We start from the raw sequence: 21,923 nt of genomic DNA on the forward strand, positions 1-21,923 counted from the left end.
CGCCGGCAACCCGGCCGGACCGTACGGGGAGCCGCGCACGGCCTGAGCACGGCCGACCGTCGCGCTACTGCCGGTAGCCGCTCAGGAACCGGCCGATGCGGCCGATCGCCGCCTCCAGGTCCTCCGCGTGGGGGAGGGTGAGGATGCGGAAGTGGTCGGGGGAGGGCCAGCTGAAGCCCGTGCCCTGGACGACCTGGATCTTCTCCCGGAGCAGCAGGTCGAGGACGAACTTCTCGTCGTCGTGGATCTTGTGGATCTTGGGGTCCAGGCGGGGGAACGCGTACAGCGCGCCCTTCGGCTTCACGCAGCTCACGCCGGGGATCTCGTTCAGCTTCTCCCAGGCCACGTTCCGCTGTTCGTGCAGCCGCCCGCCGGGCGCGGTGAGCTCACGGATGGACTGCCGGCCGCCGAGCGCGGCCTGGATGGCGTACTGGGCGGGCGCGTTGGCGCACAGGCGCATGGAGGCCAGCATGGTCAGGCCCTCCAGGTAGTCCTTCGCGTGCTGCCTGGGTCCGGTGACCACCAGCCAGCCGGAGCGGAAGCCCGCCACGCGGTAGGTCTTCGACAGCCCGCAGAAGGTGAGGACCACCAGGTCGGGGGCGAGCGCGGCGGCCGAGTGGTGCACGGCGTCGTCGTAGAGGATCTGGTCGTAGATCTCGTCGGCGAGGACCATCAGACCGTGCCGGCGGGCCAGGTCGAGGATGCCCTCGACGACCTCCTTCGGATAGACCGCGCCGGTGGGGTTGTTGGGGTTGATGATGACCACGGCCTTCGTACGGTCCGTGATCTTCGACGCCATGTCGTCCAGGTCCGGGTACCAGTCGGCCCGCTCGTCGCACAGGTAGTGCACCGCCTTGCCGCCCGCGAGGGTGGTCACCGCCGTCCAGAGGGGGAAGTCCGGGGCGGGGACGAGGACCTCGTCGCCGTCCTCCAGGAGTGCCTGGACGGCCATCGAGATCAGCTCGGAGACGCCGTTGCCGAGGAAGACGTCGTCGACGTCGACCTCCAGGCCCAGGGTCTGGTAGCGCTGGGCCACCGCGCGGCGGGCGGAGAGGACGCCCCGCGAGTCGGTGTAGCCGTGCGCCTGCGGCAGCATCCTGATCATGTCCTGGACGATCTCCTCCGGCGCCTCGAAACCGAACAGGGCCGGGTTGCCGGTGTTCAGACGCAGCACACTGTGCCCCGCCTCCTCCAGCGCGTTCGCGTGCTCGATGACCGGGCCGCGGATCTCGTAACAGACCTCGCTGAGCTTGCTCGACTGCCGGAACTCCATGCGCCGCTTCCCCTCAAGTCTCCGGTGTTGATTGCTTGGTTTTACCAAGTGAGAGCTTGGAAAGTCCAACAACGTGTCTACACTGCGTCGCATGTCACCTCGCCGAAGCTACGACCAGTACTGTTCCGCCGCCCGGGCGCTCGACGCCGTCGGTGACCGCTGGACCCTGCTGATCGTCCGGGAACTGCTCGCCGGCCCGAGGCGCTACACCGACCTGCACGCGGACCTCCCCGGCGTCAGCACGGACGTACTGGCCTCGCGGTTGAAGGACATGGAGCGCGACGGGCTGACCAACCGCCGGCGGCTGCCTCCGCCCGGCGCGGCCTTCGTGTACGAACTCACCTCCCGGGGGCGTGAGTTGCTGCCGGTGCTCCAGGCTCTCGGCGCATGGGGGCAGGGCGCGCTGGGGGAGCGGCGGCCCACCGACGCGGTACGGGCGCACTGGTTCGCGCTGCCGCTGCTGCGGGTCCTGGAGGGCGGGGGGCCGGGCGGGGGAGTGGGCGAGGGGCTGGTCGAAGTCCGGCTGGAGGAGGGGCGGTTCCACCTGCACGTCGGAGCCGGGGGTGGGGCCGTCTACGGTGACGGGCCCGCTCCCGGTGAGCCCGACGCCACACTGGCTCTCGACGCCGACACCTGTACGGCGATCAGCCGCGGCGAGTCGGCCGTGGCCGACGCGGTGCGGGACGGGCGGATCGAGGTGGGCGGCGACGGCCCGCTCGCCAAGGCACTCCGCGAGGCGTGACGGAAAGGCGACGGCACCGGCAACGCCAGGAGGCCCGCACAAGGCGGGCCTCCTGGGCAGGCGTCACGCGCTGCCGATGGTCACCTGTCGACCGTCACGCACCCGGCGGCACCCGGGACGGCAGTCCCGACCCACGGGTCAACCGGTAGCCGGCGACACCCGCCAGCGAGGCCAGCGCACCGCCCACCGCGGTCCAGACCCAGCGGTCGGACCACCAGCCGGAGGTCCAGCCGTCCTCGGGCTCGAGAGCGGCGAGTACGGCCGTGGGTGACTTCTCCCCGCCGTCCTCGCCGTCCTCGTCGGCTTTCCCGTCCGCCTCCGTCCGCAGCGCGATGCCCGGCACCAGCGGCTCGGCGAGTGAGCCGTCCACCGCGGCGGCGCCGCCCATGTCCTTGGAGTCGGCCCGGACCTCGACGTCCACCGACTGGCCGAGGTCGGACGCCGAGAGGCTCACCGCGGTGAGCCGGACGTAATACGTGCCCGGCAGCGGGTCGTCGGCCCACGGCTCCGACCAGGCGCGGACCGTGCGCAGCACGCAGGCGAGCTCCACGGAGGCCGCGTCCGCCGGTGCCGTGCGGGTCTGGGCGCCGTACTGGCAGGCCTGGCGGCGGCGCAGACCGTCGTACACGTCGACCCGCCAGGTCTCGGCGGCGTGCTTCTCGGGCAGCTTCACCGTCGCCCGCACGGTGGGGCGTTGCCCCGCGTCCGCCGGGAACGACCAGTACAGGTAGTCGCCGACGGAGGCACGTGCCGTGGCGGTCTGCCCCTGCTCGAACTCCGTCGCGGTACGGAACGAGGTGCCCGCGCGGGTCGGCCCGGCGGCGTCCTCGGACGCGCCGGGGGAAGGGCTGGAGTCGGCCGCCGCGGGGGCCACCGCGGCCGCGGCCAGCCCGAGCGTGAGCAGGGCGGCGGCCGACAAGCGGGTGATACGCATCAGTGGGTCCTCCAGACCGCGAGCCGCCAGCGGGACAGCCAGCCCCAGACGAGACCGGCGAGGAAACCGGTGAGGACCAGCGCGCCGAGCAGCCACCAGCCCCGGCCCAGGCCGAAGGAGGCCACGTCACTCGACTCGCCCGGACCCTCGACGACGTCGATGGTCAGTTCCAGCGGCAGACCGGGCGTGGTCTTCACACCGGAGCCCGGCGAGAAGGAGTTGGTCACCGCCAGGCACACCGTCTCGACGGCCGGCTTGTCGCCGTCGTCGTTGTCGTCGTCGGCGTCCGATTCGGGCTTCGGGTAGCGCAGGCCGGTGGACAGGACGTCCGTACGGCCGTTGCCCGTGGCCTCGCCGCGGACGATCTCCCGGTCGTGCACCGTGACGGCCCGCAGCAGCACGCCGTAGTCCGGGTTCACCGCACGGTCGGCCGCCACGCTCACCGACGCGCGCAGTTCCTGACCGGCCTGCACGTCCACGCGGTACCAGCGCTGCTGCCCGAACTCCTCGCGGTCCGTGTAGAGACCGGACTTCAGCGTCGGCGCCTTGGCACAGGACGCGGCACCCTCGGTCGCGACCGGCGTCACCACCGGTTCGGCCGCGCGGTCCACCAGCTCGTTCACCCGGTCGGTGAGTTCGTCCTGGTGCTGGACCGAGGTGTAGGTGCCGCCGGTCGCCTCGGCGATGCAGCTGAGCTGCCGGCTCAGCTTGGCGTTCGGCACCAGGCCCAGGGTGTCGATGGTCAGGCCGATGCCCTTGGCCGCGATCTCCCGGGCCACCTCGCACGGGTCGAGCGGGGCACAGGTGTCCTCACCGTCGCTGATCAGCACGATGCGCTTGGAGCCGTTGCCGTCCTTGAAGTCGTCGGCCGCCTGCAACAGGGCGGGGCCGATGGGGGTCCAGCCGGTCGGGGTGAGCGTGGCCACCGCCGTCTTGGCCTCCGTGCGGTCCAGCGGGCCGACCGGGTAGAGCTGCGCGGTGTCCTTGCAGCCCGCCTTGCGGTCGTCGCCGGGGTAGTCGGCGCCGAGGGTCCGGATCCCCAGCTCGACCTCCTCCGGCGTCGCGTCCAGCACCTCGTTGAACGCCTGCTTCGCCGCCGCCATCCGGGACTGTCCGTCGATGTCCTTGGTCCGCATCGAGCCGCTGACATCGAGGACGAGATCGACCTGGGGCGCGTCCTGGCCCGTGGGTTCGCCGGCGACCGCCGCGGTCGGGAAGGTGAGCCCGGCCGTCAGGGCGGCGAGCAGGACACCGACGCCCGCTGCCGGCCATTTTCTTCTGATCATCGAGGGATCCTATTGATCGGGGACGGCCCGCTCCGAAGTGGGGCCCTCAAGGCTCCTGGACCCGCAGGGGATTGGGCAGTTCCGCCCATTCGTCCCCGGTCGCGCGGGGGGACAGCCGCATCAGCGTCAGGGCCTTCGCGGGCAGTGGTCCGTCGAGCAGGGCGGCAAGGTCCGGGGTGCGCGGCAGATCCCGTACGGCCGCCTCCAGCGCGGCCCGGAGCGCCGGGCCCGAACCCGTCGTACCGGCCAGCGCACCCGCGACCAGCGACCCGAACAGCTTGCGCCGCAGGGCGCGTTCGTCGTCCGTGACCATACGGGCGGGCAGCTCGGGCACCGGGACGCCGTGTCGCGCCAGCCGCTCGGGGCTGACCCGCAGATCGGCCAGATCGCGGTAGACCAGCCGCACCGGCTCCCCGTCCGGCGACAGCACCACCAGGAGGTTCTGACCGTGCGCCTCCAGAGCCACGCCCAGATCGAGCAGTCGCAGCCCGACCGTGAGGGCGAGCCGCGCGAACCGGGCCGCCCGGGCGGGGGAGCGGGACACCTCGGTGGTCGCCAACGCCGCCACCGGGACCACCCGTTCCCCGGCCGACACGTACTCCTGCGGCGACTCGCGCACCACGGCCGCCAGATCGGGGGAGCCGGCCGCCGCGGCACCCAGGGTGCGGGTGATGTGCAGCAGCCCGCCGGTCCGCGCGGCCACCGACTCACCGAAGTCGGACAGCACCGCGGACGCGGCGACCGAACCGAGCGAGATGTCCCGCACCGAGGACGTCAGCCGCGCACTCAACGCCGTTTTGACATGCGCCCCTTCGAGCAGGGCGAGGGTGCGCAGCGCCATCAGCGGATGCGCGGCGATCCGCCGGGCGGGGTCTCCCCACCCCCCTTTCCCAGGTTCTCCCCGCTTGAGTACGTGCGCCGCCTGCCACGGGTGCACGGGGATCACCGTCCGCCCCCCGTCCCGCAGCCACTTCGGCCAGACCCCCGTCACCAGACAGTCGTCGGCCGGTACCGGCACCAGCCCCAACTCCACGACCGGCCGGTGCTCGGGCCCGTACGCCAACTGCTCGGCGACCGAGAAACCGGGCCGGGAACGGCAGTTGGGATGGAACGGATGCCCGTCGACCACCCGCTGCTCCCACTCCCAGTCCCACCGGGGCCACTCGCCCGGGCCACCCTCCGGCTGGTCCGCCCGGGACAGCGCCAACGAGGCCACACTGTGAGCGAGTTCGACGGCGAAGGCCGCCGAGCGCGGCACGGCGAGCCGCGTCATCAACCGTGCCGGGTCGTCGTACGCCACCTCGTCCAGGTGGACGACGGTGACGTACGCGGCAATCGCATACGGGTCCGGTCGCGGACCGTGCAGCCGCCGCCCGTCCGCCAGCCGCAGGGTGAGCCCGTCCCGGTGCGGCTCCCGGCCGGTGATCCACGGCAGCGGATCGTGCGCGAGGCCGCGCCACAGCCGGGTCAGCACGGCCGCGCGGGCCTCTGGCAGCGCTGTCGCGTACCGGGGCGCCAGAGCCGGCCGTACGACGGCCAGCTCGTCGGCGATCTCGGCCTCGGCGGTGGGGGGAGGGTGCACGGTCGGGCTCCTCGGGTACGACGCACAGCGTTGCGGGACGAACAGGCGGTCCGCGACGGACATACTGATCGTCCCCGTCCGGACAGACCGTTGGGAAACAGTGGAACGCGTGGACCTCATGCCCCCGCCCGCAGACGACGACGCGGCGACCCGCGCCCACCACGCCGCCGGGCTCGCCGCCCGCGCCGACGCGTACGCGGCCGCACCACTGCTGAACTGCCTGCTGCGCGAGGTGGCACAACCCGTGCCGGCCACGGACGTGAACGTCGACGGGGAGGAGGACGTCCGGACATACCGCCTGCCCGGCGTCGACCGCCTGCTGCGGGTCCGCGGCACCCGGCGCCCCGCCGCACCCGAGGTGCGCGTGGGCGGCGCCTGGCACCGCGTGGGCCACGCAGGACTGGTGAAACTCGTCGCGGAGGAGCTGCGCCGGCACACCGGTCTGCCGAACCACGAGCTGCCCGCCGAGATGATCGACAGCAGGGACGCGGTGGCCGCGCTGCTCGCGGCACGGGCCCGGACGGCCCCGCCCGTCGACCCCTACCTCCGCTCCGAACAGTCCCTGCTCACCGGCCACACCCACCACCCCGCCCCCAAGGCGCGCGGCGGCGGCCCCGTGACGAACTGGCTGCCGTACGCGCCGGAGGCGTACGCCCGCTTCCCGCTGACGCTGCTCGGACTGCGCGCGGACACGGTCGTCGAGGAGGGCGACACCTCGGCCCTCGACCGGCTCGGCACCGCCCCGCCCGGTTACCGCTTACTGCCCGCCCACCCCTGGCAGTTGGAGCTGACGGCCCGAGACCTCGCCCCCGCGTTCGCCGACGGCCGCCTGATCAGGCTGGGCGCGACCCCGTTCCCGGCCTGGCCCACGGCCGCGATCCGCACCGTGTACGCGCCCGCACGCGACCTGTTCCTGAAGTTCAGCCTCGACGTCCGCATCACCAACGACATCCGCCGCCTGTGGCGCCACGACCTGCTGAAGCTCCGCAGGACGGACACGGCGGTACGCGAGGCGTTCGCCGCCTTCGACGGCCCGGCGGCCTGGCTCGGCGACCGCGGACACCGCGCCGCGGACTTCGCCTTCGAGGAACTGGCCGTGGTCGTCCGCGACGGCCTGCGCGACCACCTCCTCCCCGGCGCGACCCCCCACCTCGCCGCCGCCCTGGTCGAGGAGTACGACGGCAACCCGCTCGCCGCCACCACGGCCCCCGCCGCCTGGTGGGAGGCCTACCTGGCCCAGGTCGTCCCCCCGGCCCTGACCGCCTTCGCCCGGCACGGAGTCGTCCTGGAGGCACACCTGCAGAACACCCTGGTCGCGGTCGGTCCCGACGGCATCCCCGTACAGGCGCTGTTCCGGGACGCCGAGGGCGTGAAACTCCTGCCGGAAGTGTCCAGGGAGGCGGGCTGGGAACGCCTGGTGTACTGCCTGATCGTCAACCACCTGACCGAGATCGCCGCCGCCCTCGCCGAACACCACCCCGGCCTCGACCCCTGGCCCGCCGTACGCCAAGAACTGGCCCGCCACCCCCTCCCCGAGACGCCCGCCCTCCTCACCGGCCCCAGCCTCCCCGCCAAAACCAACCTCCTCCTCCGCTGGACCAACGCCGACGGAGCCGCCGCCCGCTACCGCCCGGTCCCCAACCCGTTGGCGGACACGCGACCATGACCGCCCCAGCCGATGGTGTCCCCGCGGGTGGGGTGAGGGGTCCGAAGGCGGCGTCGCGGGTCGGGGACGGTGGTGCCGCCCGGCGGGCGTGAGATCGGATGACGGCGCATCGAGCCTTGTCGGGGGCGGCCGGCTGCTCGTGCGGGCGGTGTTCCGCGACCGCCCGGTGGGACGGCGGCCTCGACGTGGGCGACGCCGGGACACGCGCCCGTGCCCCGGGAGGACACACCGGCCCGAGGTCGTGAGCACTTCGGCCACCGCTGTCCTGACGCCGCTCGTTTGAGCGCTCACGTGACACATGCCCGCCGACTGCTCACGGTTTTCGGCACGGCATCCGTCTCCGGCCCCGCAGCGCCGGGACCGTGGAGATCCCCCCGCACCACCCACAGGGGCACCGTCCCGTGGTGCGAACACGTCACGGCCCGGTACCGGTCGGGTCCGGCAGAAGCGTTCGGAACGGGCGTCGACCGGCAGTTGAGCGCTTTCCCCGGGGTGAAGGCTGCTCCGTCCGTTGCATGCCACAGGCTGGAGGGCCGTGGGGCGAGGTGAGTGGTGGACCGGCGTGGACGGGCTGCTCGGGAAGGAGCGTGCTCCGCGAGTGGTCTGAGGGCGTCTGTCGAGCGAGCACGGTGAAGGCGTGGAGGAAGACTGCGGGTGTGGTTGCCGGTGCCATAGTGGCCGGTCGTGCGGGTGGTGCGGGCGAGCGCGATTCCACGCTCGGTTCCTGGTTGCGAGCCACACATTGACCGTGCGGTAGGTGTCGGAGACAGCCATATCGGTCGGCTCCTGTGCGTCCTTAGGGTCGTCACGTCGATGGATGCCGGGGCGCGCAGGCCACATCCTGTGCGCGCCCCGGCTGCTCGGGGCGGTACGCGCCCCTTGATGGAGAGGGGCCGTATGGGGCTGGACAAAACGGTCGGCAGCGTGGACGAGGCAGTGGCGGACATCCCCGAGGGGGCGTCGCTGGCCGTCGGCGGGTTCGGCCTGTGTGGCATACCGAGCGCCCTGATCGCCGCACTGCTGCAGCGGGAGGCGGGCGGGTTCAAGGTCGTCTCCAACAACTGCGGGGTGGACGACTGGGGGCTGGGGCTCCTGCTGCGGGCCGGCCGGATCGCGCGCATGACCAGTTCGTACGTGGGCGAGAACAAGGAGTTCGCCCGCCAGTACCTCAGTGGGGAACTGGAAGTGGAGCTGGTGCCGCAGGGCACGCTGGCGGAACGCCTGCGGGCCGGCGGGGCGGGCATCCCGGCGTTCTACACACCGGCCGGGGCCGGGACGCAGATCGGGCAGGGCGGGCTGCCTTGGCGGTACGGCGCGGACGGGCAGGTCGCGGTGGCGTCGCCGCCGAAGGAGACGCGGGTCTTCGACGGGCGCGAGTACCTGCTGGAGGAGGGCATCAGGACCGATTACGCCCTGGTGCGGGCGAGCGTCGGGGACCGGCACGGCAACCTGGTGTTCCGCTCCTCGGCCCGCAACTTCAACCCGCTGGCCGCGATGGCCGGGCGCGTGACCATCGCCGAGGTCGAGCACCTGGTGGAGCCGGGTGAACTGGACCCGGACGAGGTGCACCTGCCGGGGGTGTTCGTGCAGCGGGTGGTCCGGGTCCTCCCCGACGACCCGGCCGCCGCCCGGCGGATCGAACGACGGTGTGTGCGGACCGAACAGGAAGGCGGTGCCTGACATGGCGCTCACTCGCGAGCAGATGGCGGCCCGGGCCGCCCGCGAACTGGTGGACGGCACGTACGTCAACCTCGGTATCGGTCTGCCCACGCTGATCCCGAACCACCTCCCTCCGGGAGTCGAGGTGGTGCTGCAGTCCGAGAACGGCATTCTCGGCGTCGGCCCCTACCCGCTCGAGGAGGAACTCGACGCGGACCTGATCAACGCGGGCAAGGAGACGGTGACCACCCTGCCCGGGGCGTCGTTCTTCGACTCCGCGCTGTCCTTCGGCATGATCCGCGGCGAGCACATCGACGCCGCGGTGCTGGGAGCCATGCAGGTGTCGTCCTCCGGGGACCTGGCGAACTGGATGATCCCGGGGAAGATGGTCAAGGGCATGGGCGGTGCCATGGACCTGGTGCACGGGGCGCGCCGGGTCATCGTGCTGATGGAGCACACCGCCAAGGACGGCAGCCCCAAGCTCGTCGAGCGGTGCGATCTGCCGCTGACCGGCACCGGGGTCGTCCAGCGCGTCATCACCGATCTCGCCGTCATCGACATCACGCCGGAGGGTTTCTCGCTGGCCGAACTCGCTCCCGGCGTCGGCGTCGACGAGGTACGCGCCGCGACGGGGGCCGACCTGCGGGTTCCCGCGCAGCTGGAGACGGCGGCCGGTGTCTGACTAGCAGATGCCGCCCGGCGGCGCAACCGGTTCGGGTCCACATCGTGACAAGCAGGCTGTGGTGCTCCCTGCCATATTGTTGCGTGTTGAACGGACCTTACGGTGCCGGACACCGGGCCGCTCCGGCCGACCCACGCCCTTGGAGCGGCCCGGCGTCCCCCACAGCACCGAGGAGCCGCCATGCAACTGCCGCGTTTCCGGGGCGCCGTCGCCCCGCTGTCCCGTGCTTCGTCCGCACCGCCCACCGATCCGCCGCCGCGCCCGGTGGGGAGTGCGTGGCGCGGACTGCTGTCCCGCCTTGTGGCCGTCGTGGCCCTCGCCCTCGCGGCTGCCCTGGTCGGTCCGGCGCCGACCGCTCAGGCCGCGGTCGGCCTGACCAAGGTCACCGACTTCGGCGCCAACCCGGGCCAGTTGAACATGTACGTCTACCGGCCCGCGTCCCTGGCCGCCAAGCCGGCGGTGGTGTTCGCGCTGCACGGCTGCAGCCAGAACGCCCAAATGTACGCCGACAACTCCGGCCTGCCCGAACTCGCCGACCGGCACGGGTTCCTGGTGGTGTTCGCCGAGACCACCTTCTCGAACCACATGAACAAGTGCTTCAACTGGTACCAGACCACCGACATCCGCAGAGGCCAGGGCGAAGCCGCGTCGATCCGGCAGATGGCCGCGCACGCGGTCTCCGCCTACGGCGCGGACGCCGGGCGGACCTACGTCACCGGCCTGTCCGCCGGCGGCGCCATGACGTCGGTGATGCTCGCCATGTACCCGGACGTCTTCCAGGCCGGCGCGGTCGTCGCGGGTCTGCCCTACGGTTGCGCCGGCGACGTCATGGCCGCCTTGAAGTGCATGGACCCCGGAGTCGACCTGACTCCGGACCAATGGGCGAAGCGGGTCCGCGACGCCCATCCCTCGTGGTCCGGACCCTGGCCCCGCGTGGCCGTCTGGCACGGTGACAACGACCCCACGGTCGTCCCGCTCAACGCCGACGAACTGCGCGACCAGTGGACCGCGCTGCACGGCCTGTCCCAGAAGCCGACCCGCACGTCCGTGATCGGCCCGAACTCCACCCGGCACGAGGAGTACGCCGCCGCGGACGGCTCGGTGGCCGTCGAGGTGAACCGGGTCCCGAAGATCGGGCACGCCACGCCGGTCGATCCCGGCAGCGGGCCCCAGCAGTGCGGCAGCACCGGCACCGCCAACTTCCAGGCCTCCATCTGCTCCAGCCACTGGATCGCCCAGTTCTTCGGCCTGGACGACTCCGACCCCGAGGGTGAGGTGCTGCCCGCTCCGACCGGCCTGACCTCGACCGGCGTCACGGACACCACCGTCGACCTGAGCTGGGACGCCGTCGAGGGCGCCGAAGGCTACACCGTCTACCGCAACGGTGCCCCGATCGGCACGGCGGACTCCACGTCCTACACCGACACCGGTCTGGCCCCGGGCTCCTCCCACACCTACGCGGTCGCCGCCCGTGACGCGGACGGCAAGCGGGGGCGGCTCTCCAGCACGGTCACGGCGCAGACCACCGGCGCCACCGCCATCTGCTGGACCGCCACCAACTACGCCCACGTGCAGGCGGGACGCGCCACGGCCAGCGGCGGCTACACCTACGCCAAGGGCTCCCAGCAGAACATGGGCCTGTACAACATGTTCGTCAGCCACACCCTGAAGGAGTCACCCGCCGGACACTTCACCATCGCGGACGGAACCTGCAGCTGACGCAGGGTCGGTCATGACCGTGGACGCCTCCCCGCACCCTCCACGGTCCCGTGCCCGTCATGGTGGCGGCCCACCTGGGAGAAGGCCGCCGCCGTGGCGGGCACACATGTTCCCGTGCCGGGCCGGACTCAGGCCCGAGGGCCTCACCGTTCCCGACGGCGTGCCCGGTCTCCAGAGGGCAACACCGGTCTCGACCTCCACCGCCCTGGAGGAGTGGCTCACCACCGGGCACCGCCCGTACGCGAGCCACACCGTCGCCCGGCCCGCGGGCGCCGATCCGGCGGCCCTGCTCACCGACTGCGGCCTCGGCAAGTGACGTATCTGCGGCAGTCGTGGCGAAACGTCACGGCCACCGCGGGGCCCAACCCGCGGAGTGCGTCATGTCACCCCTTGCCTTCTGGATGTGGGAGCTATAGAAGTGGACCTTACTGTGTGGGTCACATACATAGGTGTGTCTGAGTGGCGTCCGTACTGTTTCCGGCCATGACAAGCGAATTCCCTCCTCCCACCGCCCACTCGGCGCCGCTCGGCGCCGGCGTGGACCTGACGTCCCGGGCCGCTCTGGTCACCGGTGGCGGCAGCGGCATCGGCAAGGCGTGCGCCACGGCGCTGGCCGCCGCGGGTGCCACCGTGCACGTGGTCGACCGGGACGCCGATTCGGCCAAGGAGGTCGCCGCCGAGATCGGGGGCGAGGCGCACGTCGTCGACCTGGCCGACCCGGCCGCGATCGAGACGCTGCCGACCGAGGTCGACATCCTGGTCAACAACGCCGGGCTGCAGCACGTGGCGCCCCTGACCGAGTTCCCGCCGGAGCGGTTCGCCCTCATCCAGCAGGTGATGGTCACCGCCCCGTTCCTGCTGATGCGCCGCAGCCTGCCGCACATGTACGCGCGGGGCTGGGGACGGCTGATCAACGTCTCCAGCGTCCACGGACTGCGGGCCAGCGCCTACAAGTCCGCCTACGTGGCCGCCAAGCACGCGCTGGAGGGCCTGAGCAAGGTGGCCGCGCTCGAGGGCGCCGCCCACGGCGTGACCAGCAACTGCATCAACCCCGGCTACGTCCGTACCCCCCTGGTCGAGAATCAGATCCGCGACCAGGCCGCCGCGCACGGGATCAGCCCCGACGACGTCCTGACCGATGTACTGCTGACCCGCTCACCCATCAAACGCCTGCTGGAGGCGGAGGAGGTCGCCGCGGCCGTGCTGTGGCTGTGCGCCGACCACAGCAGCTACATCACCGGCACCTCCCTGCCCCTCGACGGCGGCTGGGGAGCCAACTGACCCGCCGCCCCCGCGTTGTCCCGTCCCCATGACTGCCCCCCACGCCTGTCCCCGCACCTCACCCGAGAATCGGTGAACCCATGTCCGAGACCACAACCGCCAAGCCGGGCGAGCCCCGCTCCGGCGGCATCGCCCGCATCGTCGGGGCGAGCCTGATCGGTACCACCGTCGAGTGGTACGACTTCTTCCTCTACGGCTCCGCCGCCGCGCTGGTGTTCAACACCCTCTTCTTCCCCAGCAGCGACCCGCTGGTGGGCACGCTGCTCGCCTTCATGACCTACGCGATCGGGTTCCTGGCCCGGCCGATCGGCGGCATGGTCTTCGGGCACTACGGCGACAAGATCGGCCGTAAGAAGCTGCTCGTGCTCAGCCTGCTGATGATGGGCGGCGCCACCTTCGCCATGGGTCTGCTGCCCACCTACGGCAGCATCGGCGTCGGTGCCCCGATCCTGCTCACCGTCCTGCGCCTGATCCAGGGCTTCGCCCTGGGCGGCGAATGGGGCGGCGCCGTGCTGATCGTCTCCGAGCACGGGGGCGAAAAGCACCGCGGTTTCTGGGCCTCCTGGCCGCAGTGCGGCGTCCCCGCCGGCAACCTGCTGGCCACCGCCGTTCTCGCGGTGCTGGCCTCCGTCCAGTCCGAAGCGGCGTTCCAGTCCTGGGGCTGGCGCATCCCCTTCCTGCTCTCCGGCGTCCTGGTCCTGATCGGGCTGTGGATCCGCGTCTCGGTGTCCGAATCCCCGGTCTTCCTCGCCGCCCAGGCCAAGGCCGAAGCGGCCGCCGCCCAGGGGGCCAAGGAGCAGCCGCCCGTCGTCGAGGTCTTCCGCCGCAACTGGCGCGAGGTGCTCGGGGCCATCGGCCTCCGGTTCGGCGAGAACATCTCCTACTACATCGTGACCTCCTTCCTGCTGGTCTACGTCGTCACCCACCTGGAACTGCCGAAGAGCACCGCGCTGAACGCCGTCCTGATCGCCTCGGCGGTCCACTTCGTCACCATCCCGCTGTGGGGAGCACTCTCCGACCGCATCGGCCGCAGGCCCGTGACGCTGATCGGCGCGGTCGGCATGGCCGCCTGGGCGTTCGCCTTCTTCTCCCTGGTCGACACGGAGTCCTTCACCGTGATCACCCTCTCGGTCACCGTGGGCATGCTGCTCCACGGCGCCATGTACGGTCCCCAGGCCGCCTTCATCTCCGAGATGTTCGACACCAAGGTCCGCTACTCCGGGGCCTCCGTGGGCTCGCAGCTCGCCTCGATCCTCGCCGGCGCCCTCGCCCCGATCATCGCCGTCGAGCTCCTCAGGCGCTTCGGTTCTTCGACGCCCATCGCCCTCTACCTCGCGGCCGCCTCGGTGGTCACCGCCGTCACGGTCCTCGTCATCAAGGAGACCCGCGGCCGTGACCTGACCGTCTCGCTCGCGGACGAGCCGTCGAAGCGGCAGGAGGCCTCGCTCACCGGCACCGACCGGGCCTAGAGGCCCAAAGGCCCAGAAGTCCAAAGGCCCAGAGGCCCAAGGGTCCAGAGGCCACCGTGTCGCGGTCCGCCCCGTGAAGGAGAAAACGGGCGGACCGCGGCATGCCCGTCCGCAGACACCGCGCCTGCCGCGCAGGCCACCACAGCCCATCCACACACCAGCCGCGCCGCTGGAGGGAGGACCGCTCCATGCCCCCCGTGAGCCCCGTGACCGTCGGCAGCGACCCCTCCCACACGGCGACGGCGGTACTCCGGCAGTTGCTCGACCTGCTCGCCGCCGAGGCACCCGTCGAACGCCTGGCCCAGCCCGCGGCCCGGGCCCGCACGGCCGGAACCGATCCGAGCGAGCAGGCCGTCATCGACGAGGCCACCCGGACCGCACTGGACATCCACCGGACCCTGGCCCAGCGCCGACGCCGGGAGGCCGAGCTCGCCGCCCTCTTCGACACCGCGAGCGACCTGGCCGCACTGCGCGACCTGGACGCCGTACTGCGGGCCATCGTGCACCGGGCCAGAACCCTGCTGGGCACCGACACCGCGTACCTGACCCTGAACGACCCCACGGCCGGTGACACGTTCATGCGGGTGACCGCCGGCTCGGTCTCCGCCAAGTTCCAGCAACTGCGCCTCGCCATGGGGGAGGGACTCGGTGGTCTGGTCGCGCAGACCGCCCGCCCCTACGCGAGCACCGACTACCGCACCGACCGCCGTTTCAAGCACACCGGGACCATCGACGAGGGAGTCGACGAGGAGGGCCTGCGCGGCATCCTCGGCGTGCCCCTGCGCGTCGGCCGGCGCGTGATCGGCGTCCTGTTCGCCGGAGACCGCGCTCCGCGCGACTTCACCCCCGAGGCCATCGCCCTGCTCTCCTCCCTGGCCGACCACGCCGCCGTGGCCATCGACGGCGCGCGCCTGCTGGAGGAGACCCGTTCCGCGCTGGTCGAGCTGAACGCCGCCAACGAAACGGCCCGGGCCCACAGCGAGGACCTGCACCGCGCGGCCGACGCCCACGACCGGCTCACCGACCTGGTCCTCAGAGGCGGCGACGTCGATGACGTCACCCGCGAGATCGCCGCCCTCCTCGGCGGCGGCCTGGCCGTTCACGACGCGGACGGCACCGAACTCGCCCGCCTGGGAACCGGCCCGGTCCGCCCGCCCGAGCAGGGGATCGAAGCCTCCCGCCGAGGCGGACGGGCCGTCCCCGTCGGCGGCAACTGGGTGTGCGCCGTCCTGGCGGGCCCGGAACTCCTCGGCAGCCTGGTGCTCACCGACCGGGCCGATCTCACCGACGCCGACCGGCGTCTGTTCGAACGGGCCGGCATGGTCACCGCCCTCCTGCTGCTCCTGCGCCGGTCCGTGGCCGAGGCCGAGGACCGGGTGCGCGGCGAACTCCTCGACGACCTGCTCACCGCCCAGTCCCCCGGAAGCCACCGCAACGTCGGCAGTCTGACGCTGCGTGCCAGAAAGCTGGACATCAACCTCGCCCAGCCGCACGCGGTGCTCGTCCTCAACTGCGACCCGGACCTGCGCTCACGCCTGCTGATCGAGGCGGCACGCCGTGCCCGCACGCTCGGCGGTCTGGCCGGCACCCGCAACGGGCACACCGTCCTGCTGGCACCCACCTCGACTCCGGGCCCCCTCGCCCAGGAACTCGCCCAAAGCCTCTCCCGGGGCCTGGGCACCCCCATCACCGTCGGGGCGGCCGGCCCCGGCACGGGCCCCGAACACCTCCCCGACACCTATGACGAGGCACGCCGCTGCCTCGAAGCCCTCGAAGCACTCGGCCGTACCGGCACCGGCGCCGGCCTGGCCGACCTCGGCTTCCTCGGCGTACTCCTCGGCGACCGGGCGGACATCCACGGATACGTGGACCGTGTCCTGGGCCCCGTACTCGCCTACGACGCCCAGCGCGGCACCGAACTCGCCCGCACCCTCAGCGCCTACTACGACCACGGTGCCAGCCTCGCCAGAGCCAAGGACGCCCTGCACGTCCACGTCAACACGGTGGTCCAGCGCCTCGACCGGGTCGCCCAACTCCTCGGCCCCGACTGGAACACGCCCGGCAAGGCCCTGGAGATCCAAGTCGCCCTGAGCCTGCACCACCTCGCCCGGAACCCGCTGCCCGGCCACTGAGCCGACACCGGCGATCGGTGCCGCGGGCCCAACACCGAGCTTTGAAGCGGGAGTTGACAGATCCTTGGGCCGCCGTGTGCCATGCTTCGATCATGACTGACCGAGAAGTCCGGGGCAGCGGGCCGCAGACCCATCGACCCCACTCGGCGCGTGTGTGGGACTACCTGCTCGGCGGGAGGAACCACTACCCGGTGGACGGTCGGGCCGGCGAGCTGATCCTCCGGAACTTCCCCGAGTTCGCGGCCGTCGCCCGCGTACAACGGCGCTTCCTGGTGCGAGCGGTGCGGTTCCTGGCGCGCGACGCCGGGATCCGCCAGTTCCTCGACATCGGTACCGGGTTGCCCACCGCCGACAAAACCCACGAGGTCGCCCAGGGCGTCGCGCCGGAAAGCAAGATCGTCTATGTGGACGACGACCCCGTCGTCCTCGCCCACGCCGATGCCTTGCTGCGCAGCACACCGGAAGGAAAGTGCGCCTACCTCGACGCCGATGTGCGCGATCCGCGGAACATCCTCACCCAGGCGGCCCGCACACTGGACTTCGACCGGCCCGTCGGCCTGATGCTGCTCAACATCATGGGCCAGGTCTCGGACGAGGAGGAGCCCGAGCGGATCATGGCCGAACTGATCGACGCGTTGCCGCCGGGCAGCCATGTGGCCCTGAGCGACGGCACGGCCACCGACGAGCGACTCGAGGCGGCCGTGGAGGCGTACAACGCGCAGTCCGTCAACACGTACCACCTGCGCTCGCCCGAGCGCATCGGGAGCTTCCTGCAGGGGCTGCGTCTGGTCGAACCAGGCCGGTCAGGTCTGCCGACTGGCGCCCGGACCCCGACTCCGCGGCCGTCACCCCCGAGCAGGGCCACGCCGCCGGGGCGGTGGGTCTGAAGGAGTAGGCCGGGCAGGTGCCCGGAGTCCCGGAGCGACACCAACGGCGTACAACCCGTTCGACCAGCCAGGGCAAGGCCGCGGCCAAGGAGTCGGCGGGCCGGGCGGGGGCACGCTCGCCGGCGGTACTCGCGATGCGCCTGTCGCGTCACACGGCCCCGCGTGCCCTGCTGCGGATCCCGTTGCCCACCGGGCGGTGCCCCGCGTGAAGTGAGACAGGGCCGCTGACCGGACTCCTCCGTCCGGCGCGCCTCACCACCTGCCCGAAGCGTGCGTCGAGGCCCGCACGGCGGCCGCGACCTCACCGGCGGCCGGCGGGTACAGGATCGAGTAGTGGTTGGTGTCGCCGATACAGCGGGTGGGCATCCGGTCGGGGTCGAGGGCAGCCGCGGCGATACGGTCCGGATCGTAGAGGGCCTGCGGTTCGTCGAGCAGGCCGCGTTCGGCCCACAGCAGGGCGCCGTGCACCTGTGGCTGATGGATGGCGGCCAGGGTTTCGGGGTCACCGAGCACGTCGGCGCCGTCCGTGCGTACCGCGTCGAGTACGCAGCTGCTGCGCAGCTCGGGTGGGCGACCGGTGAGGTCGCGGTCGACGTAGGCGGCCAGCTCCGGGCTCCAGTGCGAGGCGAGCGCGGGGTGGGCCCGGAAGAACTCGAGGTAGGCCTCCCGGTCTTCGAAGGTCATCGACAGCCGGTCCATCGCCGGGCCGATGACGGCCTGCAGCAGCTCGTCGATGTCGGTGCCCGGGGGAGCGGGGAAGCCCAGGCCGCCGTCGACCAGGACCACGCGCGGGAAGCGCTCCGGGTGCCGGGCGGCGGCCAGGGCGGCGACGAAAGCGCCCATGGAGTGGCCGAGGAGCACCGCCTGCTGCCGGCCGAGGTGGTCGAGCAGCGCGAGGGCGTCGCGGACGTGGGCGGTCAGGCCGTACGGGCCGGGCAGAGCCGCGCTGGCGGCCCGGCCCCGCAGGTCGGGAGCGTAGAGATCGGCGTCGGGCAGCGCTTCGGCCACGGCGGTGAAGGCCAGGGAGTTGGCGGTGATGCCGTGCAGCGCGATGACCGGCGGGCCGTCGCCCGGCCACCGGGTGACGGCGAGTTCGCCGCCGTCCACCGGGACGGTGAGACTCTGCATGATGCCTCGGGTGGGCGCGGTCATGAACTCCTCCTCCGGCCCAGGGCGGTGATGCCGCCGGGGGCCGCGTAGACGGCGATGATGAAGAGCACACCCAGGATCAGCATGGGCTCCACACCGAGGTTCCAGCCACCGAGCCGCTGGTCGAGGTAGGTGAAGAGCACCCCGCCGACGATCGGCCCCCAGCGGGTGCCGCTACCGCCCAGCACCGCCATGACCAGCAGGGTGAGCGTGAACTCCGAGGTGGAGGTGTGCGGAGTGGCGCCCGCGGTGACCAAGAGGTGCAGTACGCCGCCGAGAAGGGCGAGCGCGGAAGCGAGGGTGAAGGCGCCGAGCTTGTAGGCGAACGGGCTGCGGCCGAGGACCGCGACGCGCTGTTCGTTGTCGCGGATCCCCTGCCAGACGCGCCCGACCGGACGGGCGGTGGCGATCCACACGACGGTGGCGACCAGGGCCAGGTAACCGAGGGCGAGCCAGTAGATGTTGGCGGTGTTCTGCACGCCGACCAGCGCTGCCGGCACTCCGTCGGTGTGCAGTGGCAGGCCCTCCTCGCCGCCGGTGAGACCGCCGGGGTTGCGCTCCACCCAGATCGAACCCGCCTGGGCGAAAGCCAGGGTGACCATGGCGAAGCCGACGCCGCCGAGGGCGAGCGTGCGCAACGAGATGGCGCCGAGGACGAGGGCGGCCACAGTGCCGAGAACCAGGGTGAGCAGGGCGGCGGGCAGCAGACCGAGGCCGAGTTCGGCCATGGCCAGCTGCGTGCCGTAGGCGCCTCCGGCGATGTACAGGGCGTGGCCGAAGGACAGCAGCCCGGTGCGGCCGAACATCAGGTCGTAGCCGAGCGCGAGCGCGCCGAAGACCAGGCAGAGCGCGAACAGCTGCAGTGATCCCGGGGAGTTGACCGGGCCGTCGAGGAGTACGGGGATGTCCACCGCCGAGTACGGCAGCAGCGCGAGCACCAACAGCACGGCGGCCGGGACGGTCACCGACCGGGCCCGCCGCAGCCGTCCGGCTCGCGGGGGTGCCGACTGCGTCACCGGTGCGGCGGGGGTCGCCTGCGGGGTACGGGTGGCGGTCATGCCGTGCCTCCTGCGGATTGTGCCCGGGGTGCGGTGAGCGCGCGCCGCAGCCGCTGCAGCGGCGAGTCGGTGCCGGCCTTCGGCCGGGCCAGCACCACGACGGCGAGCAGGATGATGACGGCGAGGTCGCCGTAGCCGCCCGCGTAGTAGTTGGCGTACTGCTGCACCAGGCCCACGCTGAGTGCGGACAGCGCGACGCCGGGGATCGAGCCGAGGCCACCGATGATCACGACGACGAAGGCGAAGATGAGCAGTGAGGTTCCCTGATGAGGGGAGAGCGAGCTGAAGTAGATTCCGCCCAGCACGCCGGCGAGCCCCGCCAGGGCACCGCCGAGTGCGAAGACGAGGGTGAAGGCCCGGGTGACGTCGATGCCCAGCGCCGTCACCATCGCCCGGTCCTCGACCCCGGCGCGGACGATGAGTCCGTAGCGGGTACGGGACAGGAACAGCTGGACGCCGAAGAGAACGAGCACCGCCACCGCGATCAGCAGGAAGCGGTTGACGGGCACCTGGGCGCCGAGCACCCCGACGGTGCCGCTCAGCGCGTCCGGCACCGGGAAGGTGCGGGCGTCGGCGCCCCAGACGGTCTGTACCGCCGCCGGAATGGCCAGCGAGAGCCCGACGGTGACCAGGATCTGCTCCTTGACCCGGCCGTACAGCCGCCGGATGAGAACCAGCTCCACCACCACCGCCAGGGCGAGGCCGGTGGCCGTTCCCACCACGGCTGCCAGCAGCAGCCCCGGAACCCCGCCGACCGCCTCGGCGGTGAGCCAGGCGGTGTAGCCGGCGACGGTGAGGAACGCGCCGTGCGCGAAGTTCAGCACGTCCATCAGCCCGAAGATCAGGGCGAGACCGGAAGCGATGAGGAAGTACAGGGCTCCCAGGCCGAGACCGGTCAGGGTGAGCAGGACGAGGGTGTCCATCAGGCGGCTCCGTTCTTCGAGTGACTGCCGACACCCAGCAGCGCGGTCGTCCGCTCCGTGTCCGCGAGCAGTTCGCGCGCGTCACCGGTGTGCACCACCTGTCCGGCGTCCAGCACGACGGCGCTGCGAGCCAGTCGGCGGACGACGGCGAGGTTCTGTTCGACCAGCAGGAGCGGCACCCGCTCCGCGGCGCGCTCCAGGACCTCGGCGGCCTCGGTGACCACGCGGGGAGCCAGGCCCTTGGTGGGTTCGTCCACGATGACCAGAGCGTTGTCGTTGAGCAGGGTCCGGGCGAGGGCGACCATCTGCTGCTGACCGCCGGACAGGGTGCCGGCGCGCTGGCCGCTGCGGGTGGCGAGTTCGGGGAACAGATCGTGCACGAGGTCGTAGTGGTGGACGCTGCCCGGGCGTTCGGCCAGGGCGAGGTTCTCGGCGACGGTCAGGCCGGCGAAGATCCCGCGGTCCTCGGGGGCGTAGCCGATGCCGCGGCGTATCGTGCGGTGGGTGGGCTCGGCGGTGATGTCGTGGCCGTCGAAAGTGACGCGGCCCGCGGTCACCTGTCCGCCGTCGGGCAGCAGTCCGAGGACCGCGCGGATCGTGGTGGTCTTGCCGACACCGTTGCGCCCCAGCAGGGCGGTCACCCCGGAGGCCGGGACCTCGAAACTGATGCCCTTGAGGATGTGCGACCCGGCGATGTCCACTTCGAGGCCGCTGACGGTGAGGATCGGTGGAGGTGACATCAGAGCTCGTCTCCCAGATATGCCTGCTGGACGGTCGCGTTCGCCATGACCTCGGCCGGTGCCGCGGCGGCGAGCAACTGCCCGTGGTGCATGACGGCGACCCGGTCGGCCAGGCCGAGCACCACTTCCATGTGATGCTCGACGAGCATCACGGTCCGGCCCTCGTCGCGGTGCAGCGAACGGATGAGGTCGGTGAGTTCGCCGGTCTCCTCCGAGGCCACACCCGCCATCGGCTCGTCGAGCAGCATCAGCCGCGCTCCGGCCGAGCTGTCGGCGAGGGTGGGGGCGAGAAGCATCGCCAACTCGAGTTTGCGCTTGTCGCCGTGGGACAGGCCGGCCGCGAGATCGGCGCCGCGGTCGGCCAGGCGGACCCGGGCCAGTACTCCCGTCACGTCGGCCGCGCTCACGCGGCGCACCCCGGCGGACCGGGCGGCCAGCTCAACGTGTTCGGCCACCGTCATGGTCGAGAAGACCGAGGACGACTGGAAGGTCCGCCCGATGCCCCGGCGAGAGCGCCGGTGCGGCGGCAGGGCGGTGATGTCGTGACCGTCGAGGCGGATGGTGCCGCCGGTCGGAGTGGTCAGGCCGGAGACGAGATTGAACAGGGAGGTCTTTCCGGCCCCGTTGGGGCCGATGACGGCCAGCAGTTCCCCCTCGCTCACGGCGAGGGACACCTCGTTGATGATGCTGGCGCCACCGACCGACCAGCTGAGCCGGTCCAGTTGCAGTACGGGCGTCATG

At 72.1% G+C, this 21,923-nt stretch carries 18 protein-coding genes and 2 pseudogenes; 11 read left to right on the forward strand and 9 right to left on the reverse strand.

The window, feature by feature from the left end; genetic code table 11:
- Nucleotides 1-64: 64 nt before the first annotated feature.
- Nucleotides 65-1,273 (reverse strand): pyridoxal phosphate-dependent aminotransferase, encoded by a 1,209-nt coding sequence (locus JL475_RS17155; RefSeq protein ID WP_202278582.1) that lies wholly within the window; start codon nucleotides 1,271-1,273, stop codon nucleotides 65-67.
- Between the two features lie 91 nt (nucleotides 1,274-1,364).
- On the opposite strand from JL475_RS17155, the gene JL475_RS17160 reads away from it, so the two are divergent.
- Nucleotides 1,365-2,015, forward strand: coding sequence for a helix-turn-helix domain-containing protein (locus tag JL475_RS17160; RefSeq protein ID WP_202278583.1), 651 nt, complete (start codon nucleotides 1,365-1,367; stop codon nucleotides 2,013-2,015).
- 94 nt (nucleotides 2,016-2,109) lie between these two features.
- Here JL475_RS17160 and JL475_RS17165 read toward each other — a convergent pair whose 3' ends face one another.
- The 3 genes from JL475_RS17165 to JL475_RS17175 are packed head-to-tail and all read right to left on the reverse strand — an operon-like array spanning nucleotide 2,110 to nucleotide 5,817.
- Nucleotides 2,110-2,949, reverse strand: a complete 840-nt coding sequence (locus JL475_RS17165) for a hypothetical protein (RefSeq protein WP_202278584.1) — start codon at nucleotides 2,947-2,949, stop codon at nucleotides 2,110-2,112.
- Nucleotides 2,949-4,235 carry a VWA domain-containing protein gene (locus JL475_RS17170; protein ID WP_202278585.1) on the reverse strand — a complete coding sequence of 429 codons (1,287 nt, stop codon included), beginning with the start codon at nucleotides 4,233-4,235 and terminating at the stop codon, nucleotides 2,949-2,951. Before JL475_RS17170 ends, JL475_RS17165 begins: the two co-directional genes overlap by 1 nt.
- 46 nt (nucleotides 4,236-4,281) lie before the next feature.
- Nucleotides 4,282-5,817 (reverse strand): IucA/IucC family protein, encoded by a 1,536-nt coding sequence (locus JL475_RS17175; RefSeq protein WP_202278586.1) that lies wholly within the window; start codon nucleotides 5,815-5,817, stop codon nucleotides 4,282-4,284.
- Between the two features lie 100 nt (nucleotides 5,818-5,917).
- Here JL475_RS17175 and JL475_RS17180 point away from each other — a divergent pair, with 100 nt between their 5' ends.
- The 10 genes and pseudogenes from JL475_RS17180 to JL475_RS40060 form a co-directional block, all read left to right on the forward strand.
- Nucleotides 5,918-7,483: an IucA/IucC family protein gene (locus tag JL475_RS17180; RefSeq protein WP_307825074.1), complete on the forward strand. Its 1,566-nt coding sequence runs from the start codon at nucleotides 5,918-5,920 to the stop codon at nucleotides 7,481-7,483.
- Between the two features lie 897 nt (nucleotides 7,484-8,380).
- Nucleotides 8,381-9,163: a CoA transferase subunit A gene (locus JL475_RS17185; RefSeq protein ID WP_202278587.1), complete on the forward strand. Its 783-nt coding sequence runs from the start codon at nucleotides 8,381-8,383 to the stop codon at nucleotides 9,161-9,163.
- 1 nt (nucleotide 9,164) lies between these two features.
- Nucleotides 9,165-9,824: a CoA transferase subunit B gene (locus JL475_RS17190; RefSeq protein WP_202278588.1), complete on the forward strand. Its 660-nt coding sequence runs from the start codon at nucleotides 9,165-9,167 to the stop codon at nucleotides 9,822-9,824.
- A gap of 180 nt (nucleotides 9,825-10,004) precedes the next feature.
- Nucleotides 10,005-11,543 carry a PHB depolymerase family esterase gene (locus JL475_RS17195; protein WP_202278589.1) on the forward strand — a complete coding sequence of 513 codons (1,539 nt, stop codon included), beginning with the start codon at nucleotides 10,005-10,007 and terminating at the stop codon, nucleotides 11,541-11,543.
- Between the two features lie 160 nt (nucleotides 11,544-11,703).
- Nucleotides 11,704-11,859 (forward strand): hypothetical protein, encoded by a 156-nt coding sequence (locus JL475_RS17200; protein ID WP_202278634.1) that lies wholly within the window; start codon nucleotides 11,704-11,706, stop codon nucleotides 11,857-11,859.
- A gap of 167 nt (nucleotides 11,860-12,026) precedes the next feature.
- Nucleotides 12,027-12,824 (forward strand): 3-hydroxybutyrate dehydrogenase, encoded by a 798-nt coding sequence (locus JL475_RS17205; protein ID WP_202278590.1) that lies wholly within the window; start codon nucleotides 12,027-12,029, stop codon nucleotides 12,822-12,824.
- Nucleotides 12,825-12,904: 80 nt separating this feature from the next.
- Complete coding sequence (locus JL475_RS17210) at nucleotides 12,905-14,293, forward strand: MFS transporter (protein WP_202278591.1); 1,389 nt, start codon at nucleotides 12,905-12,907, stop codon at nucleotides 14,291-14,293.
- Nucleotides 14,294-14,481: 188 nt separating this feature from the next.
- Nucleotides 14,482-16,425, forward strand: coding sequence for a GAF domain-containing protein (locus JL475_RS17215; RefSeq protein ID WP_202278592.1), 1,944 nt, complete (start codon nucleotides 14,482-14,484; stop codon nucleotides 16,423-16,425).
- 92 nt (nucleotides 16,426-16,517) lie between these two features.
- Nucleotides 16,518-17,320, forward strand: a pseudogene (locus tag JL475_RS17220) (SAM-dependent methyltransferase).
- Nucleotides 17,321-17,326: 6 nt separating this feature from the next.
- Nucleotides 17,327-17,515, forward strand: a pseudogene (locus JL475_RS40060) (ISL3 family transposase); the annotation flags it as partial.
- 49 nt (nucleotides 17,516-17,564) lie between these two features.
- Here JL475_RS40060 and JL475_RS17225 read toward each other — a convergent pair.
- Genes JL475_RS17225 through JL475_RS17245 form a run of 5 tightly spaced genes read right to left on the reverse strand, consistent with a single transcriptional unit; the run spans nucleotide 17,565 to nucleotide 21,922 of the window.
- A complete protein-coding gene (locus tag JL475_RS17225; protein ID WP_237407381.1) occupies nucleotides 17,565-18,464 on the reverse strand; it encodes an alpha/beta hydrolase in 900 nt (299 codons plus the stop codon).
- Complete coding sequence (locus JL475_RS17230) at nucleotides 18,461-19,519, reverse strand: branched-chain amino acid ABC transporter permease (RefSeq protein ID WP_202278593.1); 1,059 nt, start codon at nucleotides 19,517-19,519, stop codon at nucleotides 18,461-18,463. Before JL475_RS17230 ends, JL475_RS17225 begins: the two co-directional genes overlap by 4 nt.
- Nucleotides 19,516-20,442 (reverse strand): branched-chain amino acid ABC transporter permease, encoded by a 927-nt coding sequence (locus tag JL475_RS17235; protein ID WP_202278594.1) that lies wholly within the window; start codon nucleotides 20,440-20,442, stop codon nucleotides 19,516-19,518. Before JL475_RS17235 ends, JL475_RS17230 begins: the two co-directional genes overlap by 4 nt.
- Nucleotides 20,442-21,182 (reverse strand): ABC transporter ATP-binding protein, encoded by a 741-nt coding sequence (locus tag JL475_RS17240; RefSeq protein ID WP_202278595.1) that lies wholly within the window; start codon nucleotides 21,180-21,182, stop codon nucleotides 20,442-20,444. Before JL475_RS17240 ends, JL475_RS17235 begins: the two co-directional genes overlap by 1 nt.
- Nucleotides 21,182-21,922: an ABC transporter ATP-binding protein gene (locus tag JL475_RS17245; protein ID WP_202278596.1), complete on the reverse strand. Its 741-nt coding sequence runs from the start codon at nucleotides 21,920-21,922 to the stop codon at nucleotides 21,182-21,184. The genes JL475_RS17240 and JL475_RS17245 overlap by 1 nt, the downstream gene beginning before the upstream one ends.
- Nucleotide 21,923 lies beyond the last annotated feature (1 nt).

Origin of the sequence: Streptomyces sp. M2CJ-2 (assembly GCF_016757295.1) — a bacterium.
Classification (GTDB): Bacteria; Actinomycetota; Actinomycetes; order Streptomycetales; family Streptomycetaceae; genus Streptomyces.

Excerpts from the sequence above, each read along its gene's own strand:
- JL475_RS17240 (WP_202278595.1), bottom strand. The coding sequence starts at position 21,182 with ATGTCACCTCCACCGATCCTCACCGTCAGCGGCCTCGAAGTGGACATC.
- JL475_RS17210 (WP_202278591.1), top strand. The coding sequence starts at position 12,905 with ATGTCCGAGACCACAACCGCCAAGCCGGGCGAGCCCCGCTCCGGCGGC.
- JL475_RS17225 (WP_237407381.1), bottom strand. The coding sequence starts at position 18,464 with ATGACCGCGCCCACCCGAGGCATCATGCAGAGTCTCACCGTCCCGGTG.
- JL475_RS17170 (WP_202278585.1), bottom strand. The coding sequence starts at position 4,235 with ATGATCAGAAGAAAATGGCCGGCAGCGGGCGTCGGTGTCCTGCTCGCC.
- JL475_RS17160 (WP_202278583.1), top strand. The coding sequence starts at position 1,365 with ATGTCACCTCGCCGAAGCTACGACCAGTACTGTTCCGCCGCCCGGGCG.
- JL475_RS17230 (WP_202278593.1), bottom strand. The coding sequence starts at position 19,519 with ATGACCGCCACCCGTACCCCGCAGGCGACCCCCGCCGCACCGGTGACG.
- JL475_RS17245 (WP_202278596.1), bottom strand. The coding sequence starts at position 21,922 with ATGACGCCCGTACTGCAACTGGACCGGCTCAGCTGGTCGGTCGGTGGC.
- JL475_RS17215 (WP_202278592.1), top strand. The coding sequence starts at position 14,482 with ATGCCCCCCGTGAGCCCCGTGACCGTCGGCAGCGACCCCTCCCACACG.
- JL475_RS17165 (WP_202278584.1), bottom strand. The coding sequence starts at position 2,949 with ATGCGTATCACCCGCTTGTCGGCCGCCGCCCTGCTCACGCTCGGGCTG.
- JL475_RS17190 (WP_202278588.1), top strand. The coding sequence starts at position 9,165 with ATGGCGCTCACTCGCGAGCAGATGGCGGCCCGGGCCGCCCGCGAACTG.
- JL475_RS17195 (WP_202278589.1), top strand. The coding sequence starts at position 10,005 with ATGCAACTGCCGCGTTTCCGGGGCGCCGTCGCCCCGCTGTCCCGTGCT.
- JL475_RS17155 (WP_202278582.1), bottom strand. The coding sequence starts at position 1,273 with ATGGAGTTCCGGCAGTCGAGCAAGCTCAGCGAGGTCTGTTACGAGATC.
- JL475_RS17185 (WP_202278587.1), top strand. The coding sequence starts at position 8,381 with ATGGGGCTGGACAAAACGGTCGGCAGCGTGGACGAGGCAGTGGCGGAC.
- JL475_RS17235 (WP_202278594.1), bottom strand. The coding sequence starts at position 20,442 with ATGGACACCCTCGTCCTGCTCACCCTGACCGGTCTCGGCCTGGGAGCC.
- JL475_RS17205 (WP_202278590.1), top strand. The coding sequence starts at position 12,027 with ATGACAAGCGAATTCCCTCCTCCCACCGCCCACTCGGCGCCGCTCGGC.